Here is a 19,883-nt window from a genome sequence, read left to right as displayed (position 1 = left end):
GAGCTATTGATGACTGAATCGAACGACACGCCAATCCAGACGGAAGAAGGCGACGAGCGCCAACACCGCCGCATCAAGAGTTTCGTGATGCGCGCCGGGCGCATGACCGAAGGCCAGCAGCGCGGCCTGGATCAGGGCGCGCCGAAGTTCGTGCTGCCGCTGGCCGATGCGCCGGTGGATTACGACCAGGTGTTCGGCCGCTCCGCGCCGCGTTCGCTGGAGATCGGTTTCGGCATGGGCCACTCGCTGCTGGAAATGGCCGCCGCTGCGCCGGAACAGGATTTCATCGGTGTCGAAGTTCACCGTCCGGGTGTCGGCGCGCTGCTCAACGGCGTGCTGACTCAGGGCCTGACCAACCTGCGGGTCTACGACTGCGACGCGATCGAAGTGCTCAACCGCTGCATCGCCGACAACAGCCTCGATCGCCTGATGCTGTTCTTCCCGGATCCGTGGCACAAGAGCCGTCACCACAAGCGCCGCATCGTTCAGGCGTCCTTCGCTGAACTGGTGCGCAGCAAGCTGAAGGTTGGCGGCATTCTGCACATGGCCACCGACTGGGAACCGTACGCCGAATACATGCTGGAAGTGATGAACGTCGCCCCGGGCTATCGCAACCTCGCCGAAGACGGCAAGTGCGTACCTCGCCCGGCCGAGCGCCCGATCACCAAGTTCGAACGCCGCGGCGAACGTCTTGGGCATGGCGTGTGGGATCTGAAGTTCGAAAAGCTCGCTTAAACGTTACGCAATAAAAAACTGTGGGAGCCAATGGCTCCCACAGCTGTTTTGGGTAGTAGCTGAAAATCAGCGGCGATCCGCGACCACGCCAATCAACACCAGCACCACCAACAACACCGGCGCCAGGCTGTAGTTGTTGAACTGGCTCAGCCCCTTCACTACCCACGGCGTCGCGTAGATCAGTGCTGCGCCGCTGCCGATCAGGCACAGCAGGGCCATCAGCGGCACGCGCAGAGCGCCGGCGATGCTGCCCAGGCGTTGCTCGACCCAGCCTTTGAAGTCAGCGCCGAACAGCACCAGCAGGCAACCCACCAGGGCCAGAGCGATTTCCGAGAGGTTGCTGCGACTCCAGCGGGACACGGTGGCGAGCAGGTCGAGTATCAAATCCATGCGGTTTCCTTAAGAGCGGTCAGCTCAGAAATTTCTGCAGCAAGTCGTTGAGGAACAGTTGTCCGCGCTCGGTGGCCGCCAGACGTGACGGTTCGACCTGCAACAGACCGCTTTGTTCGGCCTCGCGCCGGTGTTCGTCGAGGCTCTCCAGCGGCAGGCCGGTGCGCTCCGGGTACAGGCGCGATTCGACGCCGGCGGTCAGGCGCAGGGCGTTCATCAGGAATTCGAACGGCATCTCGTCGTTGGTCAGGGCTTTCTCGCCGGCCTGGAAGCTTTTGGCCGGGTTGAGGTAGTCCTTCGGCAGGCGCGTCTTCCAGGTGCGCACGATGCGCCCGTCCGGATGGCTGAGCTTGCCGTGGGCGCCGGCGCCGATGCCGATGAAGTCGCCGAAGCTCCAGTAATTCAGGTTGTGCCGCGCCGGGCGACCCGGTTGCGCGTAGGCCGAAACTTCGTACTGCGCGTAACCGTGCTCGGCCAGCAGCGCCTGTCCGGCCTCTTGAATGTCCCACAGCGTGTCGTCTTCCGGCAGCACCGGCGGCTGGTTCCAGAACACGGTGTTCGGCTCCAGTGTCAGCTGATACCAGGAAATGTGCGTTGGCTTCAGCTCGATCGCCTGGCGCAGATCGCTCAGGGCATCTTCCAGCGACTGGTCCGGCAAGCCGTGCATCAAGTCGAGGTTGAAGTTATCGAACCCGGCCTGGCGCGCCATGCCTGCCGCCCGCACGGCTTCATCGCCATTGTGGATACGGCCGAGAGCCTTGAGCTTTTCCTGCTGGAAGCTCTGGATGCCGATCGACAGGCGATTGATCCCCAGTTTGCGGTAGGCGACGAACTTTTCTTGCTCGAAGGTCCCGGGGTTGGCTTCCAGGGTGATTTCGATATCGTCGGCAAACGGAATGCGTTGTTTCACGCCTTCCAGCAGTCGACCAAGGGCTTCGGCGCTGAACAGGCTCGGCGTGCCGCCGCCAAAGAAGATCGAACTCAACTCACGGCCATACACCGCGTGCAGATCCTGATCGAGGTCTGCCAGCATCGCGTCGACGTACTCCTGCTCCGGCAGCACCGGGCTGGCGGTGTGGGAGTTGAAGTCGCAATAGGGGCATTTGCGCACACACCACGGGATGTGGATGTACAGCGCCAGGGGCGGCAGCGTCGGTAACGGTGCCCGAGGCGAGGAGGCGGCGCCGCCGATAATCAGCGACGACGCGCAGGAGCTATCGGTCATTTCAAGCCCAGACGCTGGCGCAGCAGATCCATTGCACGGGCGCGGTGGCTGATCTGGTTCTTGTCGCTCGGGCTCAGCTCGGCGCTGGACACGTTACGCTCCGGTACCCAGAACAGCGGGTCGTAGCCGAAACCGTGCTCACCGCTGGCGGCGGTCAGGATGCGCCCGTGCCACAGACCTTCGCAGAGGATCGGCAGCGGATCGTCGGCATGACGCACCAGCGCCAGCACGCAGACGAACTGCGCGCCACGCTCGGCTTCCGGCACGTCCTTCAAGGCGTCGAGCAGTTTGGCGTTGTTCGCCGCGTCACCCTTGCCGTCGGCGTAGCGCGCCGAGTAGATGCCCGGCGCACCGCCGAGGAAATCGACCGCCAGGCCCGAATCGTCGGCCAGCGCCGGCAGCCCGGAAATGCGAGCGGCATTGCGCGCCTTGAGGATCGCGTTCTCGACGAACGACAGACCGGTTTCTTCCGGCTCCACACTGCTGAATTCGCCGATCGAGCGCAGTTGCACCGAATCGCCGAGCATGGCCTGGAGTTCCTTGAGTTTGCCGGCGTTATGGCTGGCCAGTACGAGTTGCTTGAGATTGATCATTGGCCAGGGAAAAGCTCTTGGTTGAAATTGAGGGTGTTGATCTTGTCGCCGGTCTGCACCTTGATTTCAAAGGTGCGGGTTTCCTGCTGCTCCACCGGGTACTGGGCGATGTAGTAGATCGCGCCTTGCTCGGTGATCTGGCGGAAGGTCAGCGGCACGCTCTGGCTGGTCAGGTCCTTGACGGTGCCACTGACCTGGGCGATCAGCGGTTTGCCGTCCTTGATTACCGAGACATTGATCACGCCCTGGTTCTTGCTGCGGATCAGCTCGGCAGCCTTGGCGATGTCCGGCGTCAGGAAGGTCGAGTTGAAGGTGTTGTAATGCACGGTGACATCACCGAACACTTCCTTGCGTTCGCCCTTGATGGCATCGGCGGCCACGGCCGACAGGCTCAGGCAGGCGGCCAATAGCGCGGTAATCAAGCGTCCCATGTTCGTTCTCCTCGCAATGTCGTGGTTCAGACCGCGATTCTGTGATCCGCAAGCCCCGGGCTGCTGACGCGGTAGATACCGATCTCACCTAACAGATTAGGCCATAGCTTACTGGCCCACCCGTGGCGGTGCTGTTGATCCACGGCAAGCCGATCAATGACCTTCGCCTCACGTTCGCGACAAAGTTCTTCAAAGTCTTCGAAGGTGCAGAAGTGGATGTTCGGCGTGTTGTACCAGGTGTACGGCAGAAATTCCGACACCGGCATCCGGCCCTTGCTCGCCAGATACCAGCGGCAGCGCCAGTGACCGAAGTTGGGGAAGGTGATGATGCACTGGCGTCCGACCCGCAGCATTTCGTCGAGGATCTTGTCCGGGTAATGCACGGCTTGCAGGGCCTGGGTCATCACCACGATGTCGAAGCTGTTGCTGGCGAAGTTGCCCAGGCCCTTGTCCAGATCCTGTTCGATGACGTTGATGCCCTTGGCCACGCACTCGGCGATGTTGTCCGGGTCGTTTTCCAGGCCATAGCCGGTGACCTGCTTGTGGTCGCGCAGCCAGGTCAGCAACTCGCCGTCACCGCAGCCGAGGTCGAGCACGCGGCTGCCGGCGGGGATCCATTCCTGGATGATTTCCAGATCAGCTCTCATGGCTTTCTCACAACGTAATGCGGTTCATGTAATTGCCGAACGCCTGCAAATAGCGCGGGATCGGAATCAGGAAGGCGTCGTGGCCCTGCGGCGCGTCGATTTCCAGGTAGCTGACGTCCTTGCGCGCAGCCATCAGCGCATCCACCAGTTCCCGCGAGCGGGCCGGGGAGAAACGCCAGTCGGTGGTAAACGACATCACGCAGAACCTGGCTTTTGCACCTTCGAAGGTTTTCGCCAGGTTATCGTTGAAGTTCGCTGCCGGATCGAAGTAGTCCAGCGCCTTGGTCATCAACAGATAAGTGTTGGCATCGAAGCGCCCGGAGAACTCTTCGCCCTGATAGCGCAGGTAGCTTTCGACCTGGAACTCGACACTGTGGAAGTCGTAGTTGAGCTTTTCGCTCTTCAGGCCACGGCCGAATTTCTCGCCCATGGAGTCGTCGGACAGATACGTGATGTGTCCGACCATCCGCGCTAGCATCAGGCCGCGTTTGGGGATCACGCCCTGTTCCTGGAACGAGCCGCCGTGGAATTCCGGGTCGGTGAGGATCGCCTGGCGCGCCACTTCGTTGAAGGCGATGTTCTGCGCCGACAGCTTCGGGGCCGAGGCGATGGCCAGGCAGTGACGCACGCGATCCGGATACGTGATGGTCCATTGCAGCGCCTGCATGCCGCCCAGGCTGCCGCCGATCACCGCGGCCCACTGGCCGATGCCGAGCAGGTCGGCCAGACGTGCCTGGCTGTGCACCCAGTCTTCCACGGTCAGCACCGGGAAGTCGGCGCCGAACGGCTTGCCGGTTTCCGGGTTGAGGCTGCTCGGGCCGGTGGAGCCGTTGCAACCGCCGAGGTTGTTCAGGCTGACCACGAAGAACTTGTTGGTGTCGATCGGTTTGCCGGGGCCGATGCAGCTGTCCCACCAACCGGGCTTGCGGTCGTCGACGCTGTGATAACCCGCAGCGTGGTGGTGGCCGGACAAGGCGTGGCAGATCAGCACGGCGTTGCTCGCTTGCGCGTTCAGCGTGCCGTAGGTTTCGTAGATCAGGTCATAATCGGCCAGCGAACGGCCGCAGGCCAGGGCCAGCGGTTCGCTGAAGTGCGCCGTTTGCGGCGTCACCAGACCAACAGAATCGGGGGGAAAGGCAGCTGGCATCGACCCTGCTCTCGTTGAAATGAGGCGTAAGTCTAAAGACCGGTGGGGTTAGCGGCAAGCAACGATCAGGCCTGATTTGCGCTCGTTCCCACGCTCCGCGTGGGAACGCCTCATTGGACGCTCCGCGTCCGCTTCGGCGGGGGACGCGGAGCGTCCCGGGATGCATTCCCACGCGGACGGTTCGACGCCTCGACGTGGGAACGATCAGCGCACTAGTCCGGGCAGATCCGGCAACTTCTTCGGCGAGCAGATCTTCACCCGCTTCTGCCGGTTCAACTCGCCGCTGAGCAAACTGACCTGGCTTTTGGAAACCCCAAAAGCCTTGGCCAGAAACCCCATCAGGTACGCATTGGCCTTGCCCTCGACCGGCGGCGCGGTCAGGCGAATTTTCAGGCGATCACCGTGCAGCCCGCAGAAATCATCGCTGCGGGCGGCCGGTTGCAGGTGACATTCCAGAATCAGGTCGTCACCGTCCCAGCGAAACCAGCTCACATCAGCAGGCGCAGGATTTCCGGCATCATCGTCATCGCCGCGAGGTTGTTGATCACCAGCATGTCGATCAGCTTCAGCACGAGGAAGGCGAAGATCGGCGACAGGTCCAGACCACCGAGGTTCGGCAGGATGCGGCGGAACGGCGCCAGGGCCGGTTCGCAGATCTGGTTCACCAGTTCGGCGCCCGGATTGTGGCTGCCCGGTGCGACCCAGGACAGGATGATGCTGATGATCATGGCCCAGAAGAAAATCTTCAGGAACAGCGCCGTCACGCCGATCAGCGACCAGATCAGCAGTTGCAGCGGGTTACCGGTAGTGCCATAGGTCAGCAGCAGGGTCAGCGCCATCAGCGCCAGTTGCACGAGAATCGCCAATACCAGCGACGACATGTCGAGGCCGAACAGGCTCGGGATGATCCGGCGCAGTGGCTTGAGCAGCGGCTGCGTGGCCTTGACCACAAACTGGCACAGCGGGTTGTAGAAGTTCGCCCGCACCAGTTGCAGGACGAAGCGCAGCAGCACGATCAGCAGGTACAGGCTGCCAAGGGTTTGCAGCACGTAGACCGCTGCGGTGTTCAATCCAATCATGTAAGGCTCCTTATTTGCCCAGTTGTTCGGCCATTTCGGCCGAGCGGTGCGCGGCGGCGCCGAGTGCTTTTTCCACCAGGGCTTCGAAGCCTCCGGCCTGGAACGATTTGATCGCAGCTTCCGTGGTGCCCGCTGGCGAGGTCACGCGGCGGCGCAGTTCGGCGGCGTCGACGTCGCTGGACACGGCCATGTGCGCGGCTCCCAGCGCGGTCTGCAAGGTCAGCTGCTCGGCGGTTTCCTTCGGCAGGCCGAGTTTGACGCCGGCGGCGGTCATGGCTTCGATCAGCAGGAAGAAGTACGCCGGGCCGGAACCGGAGACGGCGGTGACGGCGTCCAGTTGCTGCTCTTCGTTCAGCCACAGGGCAATGCCCACGGCGGACAGCAGTTCTTCAGCCTGCTGGCGTTGTTCGGCACTCACTTCGTCGGTAGCGTACAAACCGCTAACGCCCTGACGCAGCAGCGCCGGGGTGTTCGGCATGCAGCGCACGATCGGTTGCTCGCCAAGCCATGCGGTCATGCTGGCGCAGGTGATGCCGGCGGCGATGGAGACCACCAGTTGATTCGGTTTCAGGCTGGGGCGAATCGCTTCGCACACGGCTTTCATGGCCTGTGGCTTGACTGCCAGCACGACAACGTCGGCGCCGTCGATGGCCTGGGCGTTGTCGGCGAAGGTTTCGATGCCGTGTTCGGCGCTGACTTTGGCGCGGGTTTCTTCACCCGGATCGCTGGCGCGAATGTGTGCAGCTTCCAGACCCTTGGCCCGCAGGCCGCCGATCAGGCTGGCGGCCATGTTGCCGGCACCGATAAAGGCAATACGTGTGTTGCTCATGTCAGGTCCTTATCTGGAAATGGTCAAGATTGGGAATAGTCGCGGGCGCCGAACAGGGCCGTACCGATACGGACCCAGGTCGCGCCCTGGGCAATGGCCGACTCGAGGTCGTGGCTCATGCCCATGGAAAGTGTGTCGAGCGGCAGATCGAGGCTGGCCTGCAACTTCTGAACGGCGGCGAATGCAGCATCCTGCTCGGCGCGATCTTCAGTCGGTTCGGGAATCGCCATCAACCCGCGCAGCTTCAGGCGTGGCAGGGCGCTGATGGCCTGGGCCAGCGCCGGCAGGTCTTGCGGCGTGCAGCCGGACTTGCTGGCCTCACCGCTGACGTTGACCTGAATGCAGATGTTCAGTGGCGGCAGATCCGCCGGGCGTTGTTCGGACAGGCGTTGGGCGATTTTCAGACGATCCACGGAGTGCACCCAGGCGAAATGCTCGGCAATCGAGCGGGTCTTGTTCGACTGAATGGGGCCGATGAAGTGCCAGATCAAGGGCAGGTCGGCCAGTTCGAGCTGTTTGCCCAAGGCCTCTTGCAGGTAGTTCTCGCCAAAGTCGCGCAGGCCGGCGGCGTACGCTTCGCGCAGGGCTTCGGCCGGTTTGGTCTTGCTCACGGCCAGCAGCTGGACGCTGTTTTCATCGCGTCCGGCGGCAGCGGTGGCGGCATGAATACGCGAACTAACCTGGAGAATGTTGTCTGCTATCGTGGACATCAAGAGGCGCCAGCGGTCTGAAGGTTCGCGGCATTCTACTGGAATTGAGGGACGCTATGGATATCACTGAACTGCTGGCCTTCAGCGCCAAACAGGGCGCTTCCGACCTGCACCTGTCGGCCGGTCTGCCGCCGATGATCCGCGTGGATGGCGACGTGCGGCGGATCAATCTGCCGGCGCTGGATCACAAACAGGTGCACGAGCTGATCTACGACATCATGAACGACACCCAGCGGGTGGACTTCGAGAAACATCTGGAGACCGACTTTTCCTTCGAAGTCCCCGGCGTGGCGCGCTTTCGGGTCAATGCCTTCAACCAGAACCGGGGCGCCGGGGCGGTGTTCCGGACCATCCCGTCAAAAGTGCTGACCATGGAAGACCTGGCCATGGGTGACGTCTTTCGCAAGATCACCGATGCGCCGCGCGGGCTGGTACTGGTTACCGGGCCGACCGGCTCCGGCAAGTCCACGACCCTGGCGGCAATGATCGATTACCTCAACACCCATCGTCATCACCACATCCTGACCATCGAAGATCCGATCGAATTCGTCCACGAATCGCGCAAATGCCTGATCAATCAGCGCGAAGTCCATCGCGATACCTGCAGTTTCGCCACCGCATTGCGTTCAGCCCTACGCGAAGACCCGGACGTGATCCTGGTGGGCGAGATGCGTGATCTGGAAACCATCCGCCTGGCACTCACCGCCGCCGAAACCGGGCACCTGGTGTTCGGCACCTTGCACACCACGTCGGCAGCCAAGACCATCGACCGGGTGGTGGACGTGTTCCCCGGGGACGAAAAGTCCATGGTGCGCTCGATGCTGTCGGAGTCGTTGCTGGCGGTGGTGTCGCAGACGCTGATCAAGAAGATCGGCGGTGGCCGGGTGGCGGCGCACGAAATCATGCTGGGTACCTCGGCGATCCGTAACCTGATCCGTGAGGACAAGGTGGCGCAGATGTATTCGGCGATCCAGACCGGCGGCTCACTGGGGATGCAGACACTCGACATGTGCCTGAAGGATCTGGTTACCAAAGGCTTGATCAGCCGTGAACATGCGCGGGAGAAGGCGCGCACGCCGGATAACTTTTAGGCAAAAAAAACGCAGCCCTTGGGCTGCGTTTTTTGTACCTGAACAATCAGCGCTGAACGACGCGCATCTGCCCCTGTTCTTTCGGCAATACGCGTTTGGCCACCACGTAATGCTTTTCCCAGTACGGCTTGTTCAGTGTGTCGATGCTCACCGACTTGCCGCGCCGTGGCGCATGGATGAAACGATCGTTGCCCAAATAGATGGCAACGTGATTGACCCGACGGCTCTTGATGTTGAAGAAAATCAGGTCGCCCGGCTTCAGGTCCTTGCGTTCGACTTTCTCGCCGTGACCGCTGGCCATGGCGTTCGAGGTGCGTGGCAGGTCGAACGTGGCGTCGTTGAACGCGTACTTCACCAGACCGCTGCAGTCGAAGCCTTTACTCGGGCTGCTGCCGCCCCAACGGTAGGGTGTACCGAGGACGTTTACCGCGCGACTCAGGACGTTGCTGCTTTCCTTGGTCGCCATCGGTGGCACCAGCTTGCTGCGGCCGTTGCTGCTCAGCGTGGTGTGTTTGACCTGTTTGCCTTTGTTCGAAGGAGCAGAGGCATGGGATTTAGGGGTGAAACCGTTAACGTTTGGAAGACGTTGCTCACGATTGGTGGCGTGGGCGGCCAGTGGCATTAATAGGCAAATGGTTAGCCATGTCTTGAAAAATGGACGCATTAGGCAGGGCTCTTGGTGTGTTAGCGCGCAACTTTATAACAGCTTTTTTGTCACTTCCGAGGCCGTTGGTCGATTCAATCGGGTGCCAACGGAACCAAATAAGCGGCAAAAAGACGCAATTGTCGGACAGAAGTCCGGTGCTATAAGGCTTTGACGGGAGACACGGTAGCATTTGCCATACGTCGGCTACCTGTAAAAAAGTCACAAAGAATTAAAGAATATTTATCTATCGCGTGAATCGAGGTCTTAATGAACGGCTATCAGCTGCCCCGTGTGAAGGAAAAAGACACCCATAGCAAGGTGATCGGCTACCTGTTGTGGATTTTCGGTTTCACAGGCTCACACCGCTTCTATTACGGCAAGCCGGTGACCGGCACGATCTGGTTTTTCACCTTCGGGTTGCTGGGGATCGGCTGGCTGATCGACGTGTTCCTGATCCCGGCGATGGATCGACAAGCCGACCTGCGTTTCGTGGCGGGCCCTATTGAATATAACGTGGCGTGGATTCTGCTGACCTTCCTCGGCGCGTTCGGCGTGCACCGGATGTATCAGGGCAAGTGGATCACAGGTTTGCTGTACCTGCTGACCGGCGGGTTGTTCTTTCTGGGGGTGCTGTATGACTTCTGGACGCTGAACGATCAGGTGTCGGTGCGTAACGCCGAAGGGCGGGGTGCCTTTCAGTAAGTGATGGCGAGGGAGCTGGCTCCCTCGCCATTTTTGTTACGCCTGGTGGCTGATCCGGCCATCCACCAGCGTGTAACGCACCACACCCGGCAGGCTATGGCCGAGGAACGGGCAGTTCTCGCCCTTCGACAGCCAGGTTTCGCCGGCAACGGTCGAAGCCTTCGGATCGAACAGCACGATATCTGCCGCGCCACCCACCGCCAGTTTGCCTGCCGGCAGCCGCAGGGCCTCGGCCGGACCGGCGCTCAGACGGGCCAGCAGGGTCGGCAGGTCCAGCAGACCGTCCTCGACCAAGGTCATCGCCAGCGGCAGCAACAGCTCGACGCTGCTGATGCCGGGCTCGGTCGCGCCGAACGGTGCCAGTTTGGCATCGCGTTCATGGGGCTGGTGATGGCTGGAAATCGCCGAGACCACGCCGGACTTCACCGCCTCGCGCAGACCATCGCGGTCGGCGCGGGTGCGCAGCGGCGGTTGCACGTGATACAGGCTGCTGAAGTCGATCAGCCCTTCGTCCGTCAGGATCAGCTGATACAGGGCGACATCTGCCGTGACTTTCAAGCCACGGGCCTGGGCCTGAGCGATCAGGGCCACGCCGCGAGCGCTGGTCAGCTGGCTGAAGTGCGCACGCACGCCGGTCTGCTCGACCAGCAGCAGATCCCGGGCCAGCGCCACGGTTTCAGCGGTTTCCGGGATGCCCGGCAGGCCGAGGAAGCTGGCGGTGGCGCCTTCGTGGGCCAGGCCGCCGTCGGCCAGGTCGTGATCCTGCGAGTTGAAGATCACCGTCAGGTCGAAGGTCGCCGCGTAATCCAGCGCCCGGCACAGGGTACGGGTGTTGCGGAAGCTCTCGAGGCCGTTGCCGAACGCCACGCAACCGGCGTCGCGCAGGGCAACGAGTTCTGCGAGCTGTTCACCATCCAGACCTTTGCTCAGCGCGCCGATCGGGAACACCTTGGTGTTGCCGGCCTCGCGGGCGCGGTCGAGGATCAGTTCGGCCACGGCGGAGGTGTCGAGCACCGGTTTGGTTTTCGGCGGGCAGCACAGGCTGGTCACGCCGCCGGCTGCAGCCGCGCGGGTTTCGCTGGCGATGGTGCCTTTGCGGCTGTAGCCCGGCTCGCGCAGGGCGACGTTCAGGTCTACGAGGCCTGGAGCGGCGACAAGACCTTGGGCGTCGATGGTTTCGACGGCGGTGAAGCCGGCCGGTGCAGCGCCGAGGGCGACGATCTTGCAGGCTTCAACGTGAATATCGGTGATTTGATCCAGGCCGCTGCTCGGATCGATGACGCGGGCGCCGAGAATGCTGAGCTTCACTGGGCGTTCTCCTGCTCGAATTGACGTTGCGCCGTTTGCCCGCTCATGGCCATCGACAGCACGGCCATACGGATCGCGATGCCGTAAGTGACTTGATTGAGGATCACCGAGTGCGGGCCGTCGGCCACCGCCGACTCGATTTCCACACCACGGTTGATCGGCCCCGGGTGCATGACGATGCAATCGGGCTTGGCGCCTGCCAGGCGCGCGGTGGTCAGACCGAACAGGCGGTAGAACTCGCCTTCGCTCGGCAGCAGGCCGCCGGTCATGCGCTCACGCTGCAGGCGCAGCATGATCACCACGTCGACGTCTTTCAGGCCTTCGGTCATGTCGGTGTAGACCTTCACGCCGTATTGCTCGATGCCGATCGGCAGCAGGGTTTTCGGTGCGATCACGCGGATGTCCGGGCAACCGAGGGTCTTCAGGGCGAGCATGTTCGAGCGCGCCACCCGCGAGTGCAGGATGTCGCCGACGATGGCCACCGAGAGGTTCTCGAAACCGCCCTTGTGACGGCGGATGGTCAGCATGTCGAGCATGCCTTGGGTCGGGTGCGCGTGCCGGCCGTCGCCGCCGTTGATGATCGCCACTTGCGGGCAGACATGCTCGGCGATGAAGTGCGCGGCGCCCGAGTCACCGTGGCGCACGACGAACATGTCGGCGGCCATGGCTTCCAGGTTGCGCAGGGTGTCGAGCAGGGTTTCGCCCTTGCTGGCCGACGAAGTCGACACGTTCAGGGTGATCACGTCCGCCGACAGTCGCTGGGCCGCCAGTTCGAAGGTGGTGCGGGTGCGGGTCGAGTTTTCGAAGAACACGTTGCACACGGTCTTGCCGCGCAGCAACGGGACCTTCTTCACGGCCCGGGCGCCGACTTCGAGGAACGAGTCGGCGGTGTCGAGGATTTCCGTCAGCAACTCGCGGCGCAGGCCATCGAGCGAGAGGAAGTGGCGCAGCTGGCCCTGATCATTGAGCTGCAGCGGGCGCTTGGTATCTAGAGGCGTCATCGCGAGGGGGACTCTCAATAGGGCGGATTAAAGGGCAAGGTCTTGCAGTTCGAGGGCCAGCTCCGGCCCGGACAGCTTGACCCGCTCGTGGGCGGCCAGCGACAGGGTCGCGCCGACCACGTTCGGGCGGATCGGCAATTCGCCGGCGTCCAGGTCCAGCAGGCAGACCAGCGTCACGCTGGCCGGGCGGCCGTAGTCGAACAGTTCGTTCATGGCGGCGCGGATGGTCCGGCCGCTCATCAGTACGTCGTCGATCAGCACCAGATGCTGGCCTTCGATTTCGAAGGGCAGGGCGGACGGGCGCACCTGCGGGTGCAGGCCGTTCTGGCTGAAGTCGTCGCGGTAGAAGGAAACATCCAGCGTGCCCAATGGCGCATCGCTGCCCAGCTCTTTGAGCAGGGCCTGGGCGACCCAGACGCCGCCGGTGCGGATGCCGATGTAACGCGGTTCGCTGATATCACGCTGGGCAAGGTGCGCCTTGAGGCGGGTCGCCATCTGGCTGATCAGATCGGCGGGATTGGGCAGGCTCATGGTTGCTCCTTCTCGGGGTCGAGCCGGTTCTCGCGAACCGGGGCTCGGGTTGTAACCAAAAGAAAAGCGCCGTAGCGCTTGTCAGGATTCAAATAGTGCGGTGTTTTCGTCGAGCCAGCCTTGCAGCAGCAGGGCGGCGGCGATGGCGTCCACCGGGTTGTCGCGGTAGCTGCCTTTCTGCCCACCGCGCACCAGTCGCTCGCCCTTGGCTTCGAAGGTCGTCAGGCGTTCGTCGTGGGTATAGAAAGGCAGGTTGAAGCGGCCGTTGAGGCGGCGGGCGAATTTCTCGGCGCGGGCGCACATCTCGCTGGGCGTACCGTCCATGTTCAGCGGCAGGCCGACCACCACGGCGTCGGGCTTCCATTCCTTTATCAGGGCTTCGACCTGATTCCAGTCCGGCACACCGTTTTGCGCCTTCAAGGTGCACAGTTCGCGGGCCTGGCCGGTAATCACCTGGCCGACCGCCACGCCGATCTGTTTGGTGCCGTAGTCGAAGCCGAGGATCAGGCGCAGGGCCATCAGGCGTGTCCTGCCTGGCTGGTCAGCAGGCTGAGGTTGATTCCCAGATGCTTGGCCGCCGCTTCCAGGCGCAGTTCACTGCTGGTGTTGAACAGGATGTCGGCGTCGTACGGGCAGGTCAGCCAGGCGTTGTCGGCCAGTTCGGCCTCCAGCTGACCGGCTTCCCAACCGGCATAACCGAGGGTGATGACGCTTTTGGCCGGGCCCACGCCGTCGGCGATGGCGAACAGCACATCCTGCGAGGTGGACAGGGCCAGATCGCCCTCCAGCTCAACGGTAGCCTGGAACGTCTTGCCCGCCGGGTGCAGGACAAAACCGCGATCGGTCTGCACCGGGCCGCCGATGAAGATCGGCACATGCTGGCACAGCGCCGGCGGATCGATGTCCGGGCGCAGTTGTTCGAGGATGTCGGCCAGATTCAGCTCTTGCGGTCGGTTGACCACCAGCCCCATGGCGCCATTGGCCGTGTGCTCGACGATGTAGGTCAAGGTGTGGGCAAAGTTCGGGTCGGCCATGTGTGGCATGGCGATCAGGAAGTGATGCTTGAGGTAGCTGGGGCTGACGTTTTTCATGTGCGCTAGTGTGGCGTTCGGGGGGCGAACTGACAAGCTGGAGCGGGCAAAAGATCGACTCAGTTACTGGACAACCGGTCGCCCCGGGCGAATTTCCAGGTGCGGATGATTTCCAGTCGGTCGATGTCCGACAGGTCCCCGGTAAACGGTGCAAACGGTGCCGCCAGACGCACGATCCGCTGCGCCGCCTGATCCAGCAGTGGCTGGCCGGAAGACTCCAGCACCAGCACTTCATACAGCGAGCCGTCGCGGTTGATCGACACCATCAGGCGCAGATTGCCGTAGATCTGCTTGCGCCGGGCTTCGTCGGGGTAATTGAGGTTGCCGATGCGCTCGACCTTCTTGCGCCACTCGTCCTTGTACCAGGCGCCCTTGTCGCGCATGGTCGAGGCGGCGCTGAGGCGGTGGATACGCGGGCGCTTGGCGTACAGCTGTTGTTCGTTGGCCAGTTCGGCTTCAAGGCTGGCGATGTCGCTGGAGAGCTGCGAACTGTCGAAGGTCGGGGCGTCGACCGTCGGTTTGGTCTCGGTCCTGGCTTCTTCTTTCTTGGTCGGCGCCTTTTTCGGTTTCGGCGCGACGGTGGTCACGGCCGCCTTGGGCGCGGCTTCCTGCACTTCCGGCTTGGCGGCGGGCGGCGGGGTGACTGTCTTGACTTCGTTTGCCTGAAACGGCGCGACCTCGGTGGTCTTGGGGATCGCCTTCTTGTCGAGGGTGCCGCTGCCTTCCTGGTTTTCCTGGGCGAGGAAATCGGCCTTCGCCGGCTTCTTTTCGCTCTTGAAGGTAGCGAGGGTGATTTCCAGGGTTTTGCTGATCTGCTTGGGCTCGACCATGGTGAAACCCACGCCGAGCAGCAGCGCCAGATGGATCAGCGCCGCGAGAAACAGGGTAAATCCGAGGCGATCGACCGGGCGCACGCCTTTATGGGCGAGTTCAGCGGGCAGATCGGACGGAAGTGTCATTCGAGAAAAACCAACATCGCGTTTTTACGGGCTCGGCATGATAACGCAATGTTGGTTTTTAGCTGCAAGCTTGAAGTCTCAAGCGACAAGCTGCACACCACTGGCTTTAAGCTTGCGGCTTGCGGCTCGACGCTTGCAGCTTGCCTTCGATCGCATCCATCAGCAGGCCGCCGATGTCGGTGCCGAAGGCATTGTCGATTTCGCGGATGCAGGTCGGGCTGGTGACGTTGATTTCGGTAAGGTGCTCGCCGATCACGTCCAGGCCGACGAACAGCAGGCCTTTTTCGCGCAAGGTCGGGCCGACCTGGGCGGCGATCCAGCGATCCTTGTCGGTCAACGGACGAGCTTCGCCACGACCACCGGCCGCGAGGTTGCCACGGGTTTCGCCCTGGGCCGGAATCCGCGCCAGGCAGTAATCCACCGGCTCGCCGTCGATCATCAGGATGCGCTTGTCGCCGTCCTTGATCGCCGGCAGGTAGGCCTGACCCATGATCTGCTGGGCGCCGAGGGCGGTCAGGGTTTCCAGGATCACCGACAGGTTCGGATCGCCGGCGCGATGACGGAAGATCGAGGTGCCACCCATGCCGTCCAGCGGCTTGAGGATCACGTCGCCATGTTTGGCGGCGAATTCACGCAGCACGTCGGCGCGGCGGCTGACTACGGTCGGCGGCGTGCACTGCGGGAACAGGGTGGCGAACAGTTTTTCGTTGCAGTCGCGCAGGCTCTGCGGCTTGTTGACCACCAGCACCCCGGCGGCTTCGGCCTGTTCGAGCAGGTAGGTGGAGTAGACGAACTCCATGTCGAACGGCGGATCCTTGCGCATCAGGATCACGTTCAGGTCGCTGAGCGGCGAATCCTGCTCGGTGCCCAGTTCGAACCATTTTTCCGGGTTGGCGAAGACTTTCAGCGGCTTCATCCGCGCCCGTGCCTGGCCTTCGCCCTGATAAAGGTCTTTCTGTTCCATATAGAACAGTTCCCAGCCGCGCTTCTGCGCCGCCAGCAGCATGGCCAGCGAGCTATCCTTTTTATAGGAAATGCTGGCGATAGGGTCCATGACAATCCCGACGCGAACGCTCATTGGGTTTTCCTCGAAAATTGGCTACCGGATCGGTATGAAAAAAGTGCCGCCAGAGTGGCGCCGGGCGGGTTTTCGGTCAAGGAAAAACCCGTCGATAGATTGGATCAGGAGACTGTGCTAAAAAGGCTGCCATGTCGTGCTGGCCCTTGAACATCAAGGGTTTCCAGCCATTACGCATCGCAAAACGGACAAATTGATTCGCAAAGGCGACGGTAGAGCCCCCTTATGGAACAGCAGTCCAGCGCCTTGAAGGTCATGGTGATCGACGACTCGAAAACGATTCGTCGCACCGCCGAGACCCTGTTGAAAAATGCAGGGTGCGAAGTCATCACCGCGATCGACGGTTTTGACGCCCTGGCGAAGATCGCCGACCACCATCCCGGGATCATCTTTGTCGACATCATGATGCCGCGTCTGGATGGTTATCAGACCTGCGCTTTAATCAAGAACAACAATGCGTTCAAGGGCACGCCGGTGATCATGCTGTCGTCCCGGGACGGGCTGTTCGACAAGGCCAAGGGGCGGATTGTCGGTTCCGATCAATTTTTGACCAAGCCTTTCAGCAAGGAAGAACTGCTCGACGCGATTTCGGCCCATGTTCCGGGCTTCGCTGCCGCTTTGCCGCAGTAAGACACGCACAGAGACGCTCGGCCAGCGGGCCCGGTGTCGACAAGAAAAATGGGGAAGACCATGGCACGTATCCTGATCGTCGATGATTCGCCGACCGAAATGTACAAACTCACCGGCATGCTGGAAAAGCACGGGCACGAAGTGCTGAAAGCCGAAAACGGCGCCGACGGCGTGGCCCTGGCCCGTCAGGAAAAACCCGATGCGGTACTGATGGACATCGTCATGCCCGGCCTCAACGGCTTCCAGGCCACCCGTCAGTTGACCAAGGATGCGGAAACCAGCCACATCCCGGTGATCATCATTACTACCAAGGATCAGGAGACCGACAAGGTCTGGGGCACCCGCCAGGGCGCCAAGGACTACCTGACCAAACCGGTCGACGAAGACACGCTGATCAAGACCCTGAACAACGTGCTGGCCGGTTGATCGCGCCGCCATGAGCGAGTCGCTGACCGCGTTCGAGCTGTTGTGGCAGATCGACCAGCGCTGTCGCCTGCTGGCGGCGGACCTGCCGTCGCAACCGGCGCGCCAGGATCGCTGGAGCGGCATCGGCTTTCGTCTGGGCGAGCACTGGTACGTCACGCCGATGGGCGAAGTCAGCGAAGTGCTGCCCGAACTGCGTGTCACCCAGTTGCCGGGCGTCAAGCCGTGGGTCAAGGGCGTGGCCAACCTGCGCGGACGGCTGCTGCCGGTCATGGACCTGTGCGGCTTCTTCGGCCATGAGCTGTCACCGATGCGCAAACAGCGGCGGGTACTGGTGGTAGAGCATCAGGACGTGTTTGCCGGGTTGCTGGTCGATGAAGTCTTCGGCCTGCAGCACTTCGAGCAGGACAGCTTCGAATCCGTCTCGATCAGTAAACGGCAAGGCTCCAAGGGCGAGTTCATCAAGGGCTATTTCCGGCGCGAGCAGAACTGGCGGGTGTTCAGCCTGTTTGCGCTGGCGCAGTCACCGAGTTTCATGCACGTCGCGGTTTAACAGGCGAGGACCGATGATCAAAGCAAAAACAGGCAAGCCCGCAGAAGGCTCGCGCAGCCGCTCACAGATCATCGTGCTGTTCATCGCACTGATCGTGTTCATCATGCTGCTGTTCGCCAACTTCGCTTACCTCAACACCCAGGCCAACTACGACAAGCAGTACATCGGCCACGCCGGCGAGCTGCGGGTGCTGTCGCAGCGGATCGCCAAGAACGCCACCGAAGCCGCCGCCGGCAAGGCCGCCGCGTTCAAGCTGTTGAGCGATGCGCGCAACGACTTCGCCCAGCGCTGGGGTTACCTCAAGAAGGGCGACCCGGCCACCGGCCTGCCGCCGGCGCCGTCCGTCGTGCGCCCGGAAATGCGCGCCGTGCAGCTGGACTGGGAACGCCTGCTGAAAAACACTGACGCGATTCTCTCCAGCGAACAGACCGTGCTGTCCCTGCATCAGGTCGCCGCGACCCTGGCCGAAACCGTGCCGCAGTTGCAGATCGAATACGAAAAGGTCGTGGAAATACTCCTGCAACGCGGCGCGCCGGCGGCGCAGGTGGCGATGGCCCAGCGTCAGTCGCTGCTGGCCGAACGGATTCTCGGCGCGGTGAACACCGTGCTCTCGGGCGATGAAAACTCCCAGCAGGCCGCCGACGCCTTCGGTCGCGATGCCGCGCGCTTCGGCCAGGTGCTCAACGGCATGTTGCAGGGCAACCCGGCGCTGAAGATCAGTCAGGTCGAAGACCGCGACGCCCGTGCTCGCTTGAGCGAGATTTCCGAACTGTTCCAGTTCGTCTCGGGTTCGGTGGATGAAATCCTCGAAACCTCGCCGGAGCTGTTCAAGGTCCGTGAATCGGCCACCAATATCTTCAGCCTGTCGCAGACCCTGCTCGACGAAGCCTCGCACTTGGCCACCGGTTTCGAAAACCTCGCCGGCGGGCGCAATACCGACACCATCGGCGGCTACGTGCTGGGCCTGCTGGCGCTGGCCTCGATCATCCTGATCGGCATGGTCATGGTCCGGGAAACCAACCGTCAGTTGCGCGAGACCGCCGAGAAGAACGAACGCAACCAGAACGCGATCATGCGCCTGCTCGACGAGATCGAAGACCTCGCCGACGGCGACCTGACCGTGACCGCCTCGGTGACCGAAGACTTCACCGGGACCATCGCCGACTCGATCAACTATTCGGTCGACCAGCTGCGCGATCTGGTCGCCACCATCAACCTCACTGCCGGCCAGGTGGCCGCTGCGGTGCAGGAAACCCAGGCCACCGCCATGCACCTGGCCCAGGCCTCGGAGCATCAGGCCCAGCAGATTTCCGAAGCCTCGACCGCGATCAGCGACATGGCCCAGTCGATCGATCAGGTGTCGGCCAACGCCGCTGAATCCTCGGCGGTTGCCGAGCGTTCGGTGGAGATCGCCAACAAGGGCAACGAGGTGGTGCACAACACCATCCACGGTATGGACAACATTCGCGAACAGATCCAGGACACCGCCAAGCGCATCAAGCGTCTGGGCGAGTCGTCCCAGGAAATCGGCGACATCGTCAGCCTGATCGACGACATCGCCGACCAGACCAACATCCTCGCCCTCAACGCGGCAATTCAGGCGTCGATGGCCGGTGACGCCGGGCGCGGTTTTGCCGTGGTTGCCGACGAAGTGCAACGGCTGGCCGAGCGCTCGTCCGCCGCGACCCGACAGATCGAAACGCTGGTGCGGGCGATCCAGACCGACACCAACGAAGCCGTGATTTCCATGGAGCAGACCACCACCGAAGTGGTGCGCGGCGCGCGGCTGGCGCAGGATGCCGGTGTGGCCCTGGAAGAAATCGAAGGCGTGTCCAAGACACTCGCGGCGCTGATCCAGAGCATTTCCAACGCGGCGCAGCAGCAGACGTCTTCGGCCGGGCAGATTTCCCTGACGATGAACGTGATCCAGCAGATCACCTCGCAGACTTCGTCCGGCTCCACGGCCACCGCCGAGAGCATCGGCAACCTGGCGAAAATGGCCAGCCAGTTGCGTCGCTCGGTGTCCGGGTTCACCTTGCCGGCGGCGCCTGCGCCCGTCGCGGACAAGGCGTGAGGCCTGCGGG

The 19,883-nt window shown here is 62.3% G+C and carries 25 protein-coding genes; 7 read left to right on the top strand and 18 right to left on the bottom strand.

Going from position 1 to position 19,883, the window contains the following annotated elements; all coding sequences use genetic code 11:
• Positions 1-9 precede the first annotated feature (9 nt).
• Positions 10-735, top strand: coding sequence for a tRNA (guanosine(46)-N7)-methyltransferase TrmB (gene trmB, locus AC07XZ_RS01145; protein WP_085646976.1), 726 nt, complete (start codon positions 10-12; stop codon positions 733-735).
• 66 nt (positions 736-801) lie between these two features.
• On the opposite strand, the gene AC07XZ_RS01140 is transcribed toward trmB, so the two are convergent.
• The 10 genes from AC07XZ_RS01140 to AC07XZ_RS01095 all read right to left on the bottom strand — a co-directional run bounded on the left by AC07XZ_RS01140 (position 802) and on the right by AC07XZ_RS01095 (position 7,786).
• On the bottom strand, positions 802-1,125 hold the full coding sequence (locus AC07XZ_RS01140; protein ID WP_074690154.1) for a DUF3392 domain-containing protein: 324 nt from the start codon (positions 1,123-1,125) through the stop codon (positions 802-804).
• A gap of 19 nt (positions 1,126-1,144) precedes the next feature.
• A complete protein-coding gene (gene hemW / locus AC07XZ_RS01135; protein ID WP_102685780.1) occupies positions 1,145-2,350 on the bottom strand; it encodes a radical SAM family heme chaperone HemW in 1,206 nt (401 codons plus the stop codon).
• The gene (rdgB, locus tag AC07XZ_RS01130) at positions 2,347-2,943 is read right to left on the bottom strand and encodes an RdgB/HAM1 family non-canonical purine NTP pyrophosphatase (RefSeq protein ID WP_011336379.1); all 597 of its coding nucleotides are present in this window, start codon (positions 2,941-2,943) and stop codon (positions 2,347-2,349) included. Before rdgB ends, hemW begins: the two co-directional genes overlap by 4 nt.
• The gene (locus tag AC07XZ_RS01125; protein ID WP_085646974.1) at positions 2,940-3,374 is read right to left on the bottom strand and encodes a DUF4426 domain-containing protein; all 435 of its coding nucleotides are present in this window, start codon (positions 3,372-3,374) and stop codon (positions 2,940-2,942) included. The genes rdgB and AC07XZ_RS01125 overlap by 4 nt, the downstream gene beginning before the upstream one ends.
• Positions 3,375-3,400: 26 nt before the next feature.
• Positions 3,401-4,021, bottom strand: a complete 621-nt coding sequence (gene metW / locus AC07XZ_RS01120) for a methionine biosynthesis protein MetW (protein ID WP_011336377.1) — start codon at positions 4,019-4,021, stop codon at positions 3,401-3,403.
• Positions 4,022-4,028: 7 nt separating this feature from the next.
• A complete protein-coding gene (gene metX, locus AC07XZ_RS01115) occupies positions 4,029-5,168 on the bottom strand; it encodes a homoserine O-succinyltransferase MetX (protein WP_007953360.1) in 1,140 nt (379 codons plus the stop codon).
• Positions 5,169-5,372: 204 nt separating this feature from the next.
• On the bottom strand, positions 5,373-5,660 hold the full coding sequence (locus AC07XZ_RS01110; protein ID WP_102685779.1) for a DUF167 domain-containing protein: 288 nt from the start codon (positions 5,658-5,660) through the stop codon (positions 5,373-5,375).
• A complete protein-coding gene (locus AC07XZ_RS01105) occupies positions 5,657-6,247 on the bottom strand; it encodes a YggT family protein (RefSeq protein ID WP_011336374.1) in 591 nt (196 codons plus the stop codon). The genes AC07XZ_RS01110 and AC07XZ_RS01105 overlap by 4 nt, the downstream gene beginning before the upstream one ends.
• A 10-nt stretch (positions 6,248-6,257) precedes the next feature.
• Positions 6,258-7,076 (bottom strand): pyrroline-5-carboxylate reductase, encoded by an 819-nt coding sequence (proC, locus tag AC07XZ_RS01100; protein WP_102685778.1) that lies wholly within the window; start codon positions 7,074-7,076, stop codon positions 6,258-6,260.
• Between the two features lie 23 nt (positions 7,077-7,099).
• The gene (locus AC07XZ_RS01095) at positions 7,100-7,786 is read right to left on the bottom strand and encodes a YggS family pyridoxal phosphate-dependent enzyme (protein WP_102685777.1); all 687 of its coding nucleotides are present in this window, start codon (positions 7,784-7,786) and stop codon (positions 7,100-7,102) included.
• A gap of 56 nt (positions 7,787-7,842) precedes the next feature.
• On the opposite strand from AC07XZ_RS01095, the gene AC07XZ_RS01090 reads away from it, so the two are divergent.
• Complete coding sequence (locus AC07XZ_RS01090) at positions 7,843-8,877, top strand: type IV pilus twitching motility protein PilT (protein ID WP_102685776.1); 1,035 nt, start codon at positions 7,843-7,845, stop codon at positions 8,875-8,877.
• A gap of 46 nt (positions 8,878-8,923) precedes the next feature.
• Here the strand turns inward: AC07XZ_RS01090 and AC07XZ_RS01085 are convergent, their stop codons facing one another.
• Positions 8,924-9,541 (bottom strand): C40 family peptidase, encoded by a 618-nt coding sequence (locus AC07XZ_RS01085; RefSeq protein ID WP_007953345.1) that lies wholly within the window; start codon positions 9,539-9,541, stop codon positions 8,924-8,926.
• A 249-nt stretch (positions 9,542-9,790) separates the two neighbouring features.
• Between AC07XZ_RS01085 and AC07XZ_RS01080 the strand changes: the two genes are divergently transcribed.
• Positions 9,791-10,225, top strand: coding sequence for an NINE protein (locus tag AC07XZ_RS01080; RefSeq protein ID WP_102685775.1), 435 nt, complete (start codon positions 9,791-9,793; stop codon positions 10,223-10,225).
• A 36-nt stretch (positions 10,226-10,261) separates the two neighbouring features.
• Here the strand turns inward: AC07XZ_RS01080 and AC07XZ_RS01075 are convergent, their stop codons facing one another.
• From AC07XZ_RS01075 to gshB, 7 genes are all read right to left on the bottom strand, one after another.
• Positions 10,262-11,533: a dihydroorotase gene (locus AC07XZ_RS01075; protein WP_102685774.1), complete on the bottom strand. Its 1,272-nt coding sequence runs from the start codon at positions 11,531-11,533 to the stop codon at positions 10,262-10,264.
• A complete protein-coding gene (locus tag AC07XZ_RS01070) occupies positions 11,530-12,534 on the bottom strand; it encodes an aspartate carbamoyltransferase catalytic subunit (RefSeq protein ID WP_007913665.1) in 1,005 nt (334 codons plus the stop codon). The genes AC07XZ_RS01075 and AC07XZ_RS01070 overlap by 4 nt, the downstream gene beginning before the upstream one ends.
• A 27-nt stretch (positions 12,535-12,561) precedes the next feature.
• Positions 12,562-13,065: a bifunctional pyr operon transcriptional regulator/uracil phosphoribosyltransferase PyrR gene (pyrR, locus tag AC07XZ_RS01065; RefSeq protein WP_039767937.1), complete on the bottom strand. Its 504-nt coding sequence runs from the start codon at positions 13,063-13,065 to the stop codon at positions 12,562-12,564.
• 81 nt (positions 13,066-13,146) lie between these two features.
• A complete protein-coding gene (gene ruvX / locus AC07XZ_RS01060) occupies positions 13,147-13,584 on the bottom strand; it encodes a Holliday junction resolvase RuvX (RefSeq protein WP_007953334.1) in 438 nt (145 codons plus the stop codon).
• Complete coding sequence (locus AC07XZ_RS01055; RefSeq protein ID WP_039767938.1) at positions 13,584-14,156, bottom strand: YqgE/AlgH family protein; 573 nt, start codon at positions 14,154-14,156, stop codon at positions 13,584-13,586. The genes ruvX and AC07XZ_RS01055 overlap by 1 nt, the downstream gene beginning before the upstream one ends.
• A 59-nt stretch (positions 14,157-14,215) precedes the next feature.
• The gene (locus tag AC07XZ_RS01050) at positions 14,216-15,115 is read right to left on the bottom strand and encodes an energy transducer TonB (protein ID WP_102685773.1); all 900 of its coding nucleotides are present in this window, start codon (positions 15,113-15,115) and stop codon (positions 14,216-14,218) included.
• 106 nt (positions 15,116-15,221) lie between these two features.
• The gene (gene gshB, locus AC07XZ_RS01045; RefSeq protein ID WP_102685772.1) at positions 15,222-16,193 is read right to left on the bottom strand and encodes a glutathione synthase; all 972 of its coding nucleotides are present in this window, start codon (positions 16,191-16,193) and stop codon (positions 15,222-15,224) included.
• 225 nt (positions 16,194-16,418) lie between these two features.
• Between gshB and pilG the strand changes: the two genes are divergently transcribed.
• From pilG to AC07XZ_RS01025, 4 genes are read left to right on the top strand one after another with little or no spacing between them, the layout of a single operon-like run.
• Entirely contained in the window at positions 16,419-16,823 is a 405-nt protein-coding gene (pilG, locus tag AC07XZ_RS01040) for a twitching motility response regulator PilG (RefSeq protein WP_007953330.1), read from the top strand.
• A 60-nt stretch (positions 16,824-16,883) separates the two neighbouring features.
• Positions 16,884-17,249 (top strand): twitching motility response regulator PilH, encoded by a 366-nt coding sequence (pilH, locus tag AC07XZ_RS01035; protein WP_007953328.1) that lies wholly within the window; start codon positions 16,884-16,886, stop codon positions 17,247-17,249.
• A 10-nt stretch (positions 17,250-17,259) separates the two neighbouring features.
• Positions 17,260-17,799, top strand: coding sequence for a chemotaxis protein CheW (locus AC07XZ_RS01030; RefSeq protein WP_007953327.1), 540 nt, complete (start codon positions 17,260-17,262; stop codon positions 17,797-17,799).
• A gap of 13 nt (positions 17,800-17,812) precedes the next feature.
• Complete coding sequence (locus AC07XZ_RS01025) at positions 17,813-19,873, top strand: methyl-accepting chemotaxis protein (RefSeq protein WP_102685771.1); 2,061 nt, start codon at positions 17,813-17,815, stop codon at positions 19,871-19,873.
• Positions 19,874-19,883: the final 10 nt, after the last annotated feature.

The sequence above is a fragment of the Pseudomonas sp. GW458-11-26-14-LB4 genome (assembly GCF_059423925.1).
The sequence above is the reverse complement of the archived record's forward strand: the minus strand, read 5'-3'. Positions and strand labels throughout refer to the sequence as shown.

Coding starts and splice junctions, on each gene's coding strand:
- trmB (WP_085646976.1), top strand. CDS start 10: ATGACTGAATCGAACGACACGCCAATCCAGACGGAAGAAGGCGACGAG.
- AC07XZ_RS01140 (WP_074690154.1), bottom strand. CDS start 1,125: ATGGATTTGATACTCGACCTGCTCGCCACCGTGTCCCGCTGGAGTCGC.
- hemW (WP_102685780.1), bottom strand. CDS start 2,350: ATGACCGATAGCTCCTGCGCGTCGTCGCTGATTATCGGCGGCGCCGCC.
- rdgB (WP_011336379.1), bottom strand. CDS start 2,943: ATGATCAATCTCAAGCAACTCGTACTGGCCAGCCATAACGCCGGCAAA.
- AC07XZ_RS01125 (WP_085646974.1), bottom strand. CDS start 3,374: ATGGGACGCTTGATTACCGCGCTATTGGCCGCCTGCCTGAGCCTGTCG.
- metW (WP_011336377.1), bottom strand. CDS start 4,021: ATGAGAGCTGATCTGGAAATCATCCAGGAATGGATCCCCGCCGGCAGC.
- metX (WP_007953360.1), bottom strand. CDS start 5,168: ATGCCAGCTGCCTTTCCCCCCGATTCTGTTGGTCTGGTGACGCCGCAA.
- AC07XZ_RS01105 (WP_011336374.1), bottom strand. CDS start 6,247: ATGATTGGATTGAACACCGCAGCGGTCTACGTGCTGCAAACCCTTGGC.
- proC (WP_102685778.1), bottom strand. CDS start 7,076: ATGAGCAACACACGTATTGCCTTTATCGGTGCCGGCAACATGGCCGCC.
- AC07XZ_RS01095 (WP_102685777.1), bottom strand. CDS start 7,786: ATGTCCACGATAGCAGACAACATTCTCCAGGTTAGTTCGCGTATTCAT.
- AC07XZ_RS01090 (WP_102685776.1), top strand. CDS start 7,843: ATGGATATCACTGAACTGCTGGCCTTCAGCGCCAAACAGGGCGCTTCC.
- AC07XZ_RS01085 (WP_007953345.1), bottom strand. CDS start 9,541: ATGCGTCCATTTTTCAAGACATGGCTAACCATTTGCCTATTAATGCCA.
- AC07XZ_RS01080 (WP_102685775.1), top strand. CDS start 9,791: ATGAACGGCTATCAGCTGCCCCGTGTGAAGGAAAAAGACACCCATAGC.
- AC07XZ_RS01070 (WP_007913665.1), bottom strand. CDS start 12,534: ATGACGCCTCTAGATACCAAGCGCCCGCTGCAGCTCAATGATCAGGGC.
- pyrR (WP_039767937.1), bottom strand. CDS start 13,065: ATGAGCCTGCCCAATCCCGCCGATCTGATCAGCCAGATGGCGACCCGC.
- ruvX (WP_007953334.1), bottom strand. CDS start 13,584: ATGGCCCTGCGCCTGATCCTCGGCTTCGACTACGGCACCAAACAGATC.
- AC07XZ_RS01055 (WP_039767938.1), bottom strand. CDS start 14,156: ATGAAAAACGTCAGCCCCAGCTACCTCAAGCATCACTTCCTGATCGCC.
- AC07XZ_RS01050 (WP_102685773.1), bottom strand. CDS start 15,115: ATGACACTTCCGTCCGATCTGCCCGCTGAACTCGCCCATAAAGGCGTG.
- gshB (WP_102685772.1), bottom strand. CDS start 16,193: ATGAGCGTTCGCGTCGGGATTGTCATGGACCCTATCGCCAGCATTTCC.
- pilG (WP_007953330.1), top strand. CDS start 16,419: ATGGAACAGCAGTCCAGCGCCTTGAAGGTCATGGTGATCGACGACTCG.
- pilH (WP_007953328.1), top strand. CDS start 16,884: ATGGCACGTATCCTGATCGTCGATGATTCGCCGACCGAAATGTACAAA.
- AC07XZ_RS01030 (WP_007953327.1), top strand. CDS start 17,260: ATGAGCGAGTCGCTGACCGCGTTCGAGCTGTTGTGGCAGATCGACCAG.
- AC07XZ_RS01025 (WP_102685771.1), top strand. CDS start 17,813: ATGATCAAAGCAAAAACAGGCAAGCCCGCAGAAGGCTCGCGCAGCCGC.